Source organism: Variovorax sp. P4_D9 (assembly GCF_056401695.1).
This window is the reverse complement of sequence record NZ_JBFUIU010001158.1, coordinates 1-2,217: the sequence shown is the minus strand read 5'-3', so window position 1 is coordinate 2,217 and position 2,217 is coordinate 1. Positions and strand designations below refer to the sequence as shown.

Below are 2,217 nucleotides of genomic sequence, written 5' to 3'. Positions count from 1 at the left end.
TCCGTACACCGAGCTGGTGGCGCTGCACGGCGAGCCGGGCAGCGGCCTGAACGGCGCGACCTGGCGCGACCGGCGCAGCGGCCAGCTGGAAGACTGCCCGGCGCGCAACATCTTCCTGTTCATCGGCGCGGTGCCCGAGACCGACTGGCTCGAAGGCTGCGGCGTCGCCCTCGACAAGCACGGCTTCGTGCTCACGGGACAAGCGGCGCGCGGCGGCTTTCCGGCCAAGACCGCGGCCGCGCTCGAGTCCAGCGTGTCCGGCGTGTTCGCGGTCGGCGACGTGCGCTCGGGCTCGGTCAAGCGGGTCGGCGGTGCCATCGGCGAAGGCGCCGCGGTGGTCGCGCTGATCCACCAGCACCTGGCGCCGGCCGCGGCGGGGGCCTGAGCTAGTAGGTCGGGCCGGCCGAGGCGCCGGTCCGCCTGCAGGAAATCGCGGCCGGGGCTATGCTGGCCGGCCTTCCGTTCACCCCCTGGATTCCTCGGACATGACCCAAGCCCCCATCGACGTCTATTCCTGGCCCACGCCCAATGGCCACAAGGTTCACATCATGCTGGAGGAGTGCGGCCTCCACTACCGCGCCCATCCGGTCAACATCGGCAAGGGCGACCAGTTCGATTCCGACTTCCTGGAGATCAGCCCGAACAACAAGATTCCGGCCATCACCGATCCCGACGGACCGGACGGCAAGCCGATCTCGCTGTTCGAGTCGGGCGCAATCCTGGTCTACCTGGCCGGCAAGACCGGCAAGTTCCTGCCGACCGGAGACCGCGAGCGCTACGAGGTGCTCCAGTGGCTGATGTTCCAGATGGGCRGYGTCGGCCCSATGCTSGGCCAGGCGCACCACTTCCGYMTSTACGCGCCCGAGAAGATCGSCTAYGCCATCGASCGCTACAGCAACGAGGCCAAGCGCMTCTACGGCGTGATCGACAAGCAGTTGTCGAGCAACAAGTTCATCGCCGGCAAGAGCTATTCGATCGCCGACATCGCGATCTTTCCGTGGCTGCGCAGCTGGGAGAACCAGGGCATCGTCCTCACCGACTATCCGCACCTCGAGCGATGGTTCGACACGCTTGCCGCGCGGCCGGCGGTGCAGCGCGGCGTCAAGGTGCTGGCCGACCTGCGGCAGCCGATCACGGGCGACAAGGAGCGTGAAGTCCTGTTCGGCAAGACGCAATATCAGCGCAGATGAGGCAGGTCCGCCGGACCGCCCCCGATTCGCAGGTTAGAATTGAAGGCTCGTCGGGGTGTAGCGCAGCCTGGTAGCGCATCTGGTTTGGGACCAGAGGGTCGAAGGTTCGAATCCTTTCGCCCCGACCAATAGTTTGTCCAAGGGCGTCCGGTGTCATCCACCTGACGCCCTTTTTCATTGGGAAATCATGAGGCTTGGGTCCATATCCGTCCATGATCGTCCGTTGACTGCCGACCCCAAACCGGGGAACATTCCGGGGAACGAACCGGGGTATCGGCCCCAAACCGGGGAATTGTTCCCCGGTCGCCCCCTTAAAAGAGGTGTTCCCGGTTGGAGTGTTTCCCAATGCTCACCGAGGTCCAGTGCAAGAACGCAACCTGCCCGCCTGACAAGAAGCGCCTACGCCTGACAGATGCCGGTGGGTTGTACTTGGAGGTGAGCCCTGCTGGCTCCAAGCGATGGTTCTGGAAAACCTACGCCAACGGCAAGGAAGGCCGTCTTGCGCTGGGGGGTTATCCGGATGTGACCTTGAAGGCCGTGAGGCTAGCTCGAGATGCCGCCAGAAAGACCGGGCCGCTGGCGTCAACTTGGTGCAGGCGCGCAAGATCGCCAAGCTGAAAAGCGGGATTGCTGAAGGCGACACCTTTAAGGCCACGGCGCTGGACTGGTACGGCAAGAACGAATCTCGATGGAGCACCCACTACGCCATCCGCGAAAAGCGCAACCTCGAAAAAGACCTGTTCCCCTACTTCGCCGAGCGGCGCATCGGCGAGATCGAGCCCATCGAGTTGCTGGCGGCGTTGCGTCGGGTTGAGGAACGCGGCGCGCTGGACGTCGCGAGCCGGGTACTGCAGACCGCGCGGGCCGTCTGGCGCTATGCCGTCGCCACGGCGCGAGCGTCCCGGGACATTTCCGCCGACCTCAAGGGCGCGCTGACTCCGCACAAGAAGCGACATTTCGCGGCCATCATCGACCCAAAGAAGCTGGGTGAACTGATCCGAGTCATCCGTGGGTACCAGGGCGGGCC

4 protein-coding genes and 1 tRNA gene are annotated in these 2,217 nt (G+C 65.0%); all 5 read left to right on the top strand.

The features are described from left to right. Positions 1-385, top strand: a 385-nt coding sequence (locus AC1DY5_RS52335) for an NAD(P)/FAD-dependent oxidoreductase (RefSeq protein WP_478122134.1), incomplete at its 5' end; no start/stop codon positions are given. Between the two features lie 100 nt (positions 386-485). Beyond that, positions 486-1,190, top strand: coding sequence for a glutathione binding-like protein (locus tag AC1DY5_RS52330; RefSeq protein ID WP_478122133.1), 705 nt, complete (start codon positions 486-488; stop codon positions 1,188-1,190). Between the two features lie 51 nt (positions 1,191-1,241). Continuing rightward, positions 1,242-1,318 (top strand) — tRNA-Pro (locus tag AC1DY5_RS52325). Positions 1,319-1,535: 217 nt separating this feature from the next. Then, entirely contained in the window at positions 1,536-1,808 is a 273-nt protein-coding gene (locus AC1DY5_RS52320) for an Arm DNA-binding domain-containing protein (RefSeq protein WP_478122132.1), read from the top strand. Next, positions 1,781-2,217 (top strand): tyrosine-type recombinase/integrase (locus tag AC1DY5_RS52315; protein ID WP_478122131.1); only part of this gene is annotated, 437 nt, incomplete at its 3' end. The genes AC1DY5_RS52320 and AC1DY5_RS52315, both read left to right, overlap by 28 nt.